The 1705-nt window shown below is 63.0% G+C and carries 1 protein-coding gene and 1 pseudogene; both read right to left on the bottom strand.

Annotated features, from left to right (window positions below; all coding sequences use genetic code 11):
- Nucleotides 1-1385: L-arabinose ABC transporter ATP-binding protein AraG (araG, locus tag TK42_RS26690; protein ID WP_103735515.1), on the bottom strand; the 1385-nt coding region annotated here is incomplete at its 3' end.
- Nucleotides 1382-1705 (bottom strand): annotated as a pseudogene (locus TK42_RS26695) (arabinose ABC transporter substrate-binding protein); the annotation flags it as partial. The gene araG and the pseudogene TK42_RS26695, both read right to left, overlap by 4 nt.

Genomic DNA, 1705 nt, shown 5'->3' on the forward strand with positions numbered 1-1705 from the left:
CCCATCACCTCCATCAGGTCGCTGGACACCACGATCACCGCAATGCCGCTGGCCGCCAGGTTATGGATGATCTGGTAAATCTCCGACTTGGCGCCGATGTCGATACCGCGGGTGGGCTCGTCCAGCAGCAGGACCTTCATCGGCATCGACAGCCAGCGGCCAAGAATGGCTTTCTGCTGGTTGCCGCCGGAGAGGTACAGGATCTTCTGCGCCGCGTTCGGGGTTTTGACCCGCATCGCCTGGATCTGCCGGTCGGCGTTAGCTTTCTCCCAGCCGTCGCGCAACAGCCAGCCAAAGGTGGAATGCGCATCCCGGGCACTGATGTTGATGTTTTCAGCGACGCTGCCCAGCGGGATGATGCCTTCCTTTTTGCGATCCTCCGGGCACAGCAAGATACCGGCGGCGATGGCGTCGCGGGGTGAGCGCAATTGCAGGGCTTGCCCGCACAGCTGCAGGCTGCCGGCGCTGGCGCGCTCCAGGCCACTGAGCAGGCGAAACAGCTCGGTGCGCCCTGCCCCCACCAGCCCGAACAGCCCAAGGACCTCGCCCTTGCGCACCTCAAAGCTGATCGGCTCGCGCAGGCCCGGGCCGAGCAGGCCGTCTACCTTGAGCGCCACTTCGCCGTGCTCGCGTGGGCGGTAGTCGTAGATGTCCTGGATATCGCGACCGACCATGCAGGTCACCAACTGGTCGTGGGTCAGCGTGCTCATGTCTTCGAACGTGCGCACGTAGCGACCGTCCTTGAACACCGTCACCGCGTCGCAAATACGGAACACTTCTTCCATGCGGTGCGACACGTAGAGCACCACTTTGCCCTCGTCGCGCAGGCGCGCAATGATTGCCATCAGCCGGTCAATTTCCCGCGCCGACAAACTGCTGGTCGGCTCATCGAAGGCGATCACGTTGGCACCGCGGGACAACGCCTTGGCGATTTCCACCAGTTGGCGCTGGCCCAAAGACAGGCGCCCGAGCTTCTCGTCGGGGTCGATCTCATCGGCCAGGCCCTTGAGACATGCCAGCGCCTGCTGGCGCAGCACGCCGCGGTTGACCACACCGAAACGCGTCGGCAAGTGCCCGAGGAACAGGTTCTCGGCCACGCTCATTTCCGGCACCAAATGCAGTTCCTGGTGGATCACCGCGACACCGTTGGCGATGCTGTCGGCAGCGCTCTTGAACGCCATGACCTGCGCGCCGATCTGCACGCTGCCGCTGCTGGGAATGTAGGCGCCGCCGAGGATTTTCAGCAGCGTCGACTTGCCCGCACCGTTCTCGCCCATCAGGGCATGCACCTGCCCGGGGTGGGCGGTGAAGCTGATGCCGTCCAGCGCCTTGACCCCGGGAAAGGTTTTGCCGATCGCGTCAAAACGCAGGGCCGCAGCGGTCATTTCCACAACCCGATTTTGGTCAACTCTTCCTTGAAGTTCTCGCGGGTGATCAGGGTGACTTCGTCCATGGCGGTGTACTTCGGTGGTTCAGTGCCTTTGGTGACCCACTCGTACATCATCAGTGCGGTGTTATAGCCCTCGATGTGCGGGCTCGGCAGCATGGAGCCGAAGAAACCGCTGTCGGCTTTCTTCAATTCGCCGATGGCGTCGGTGCCATTAATGCCGATGCCGATCACGTTGGCGGCCTTGAAGCCGGCGCTTTCAGTGGCGCGCACGCCGCCGAGCACGGTGTTGTCGTTCATGCCGCCGATGATCAGGTT

It is taken from the genome of Pseudomonas sp. GZJR-8 (assembly GCF_002916705.1).
GTDB classification, from domain to species: domain Bacteria; phylum Pseudomonadota; class Gammaproteobacteria; order Pseudomonadales; family Pseudomonadaceae; genus Aquipseudomonas; species Aquipseudomonas synxantha_A.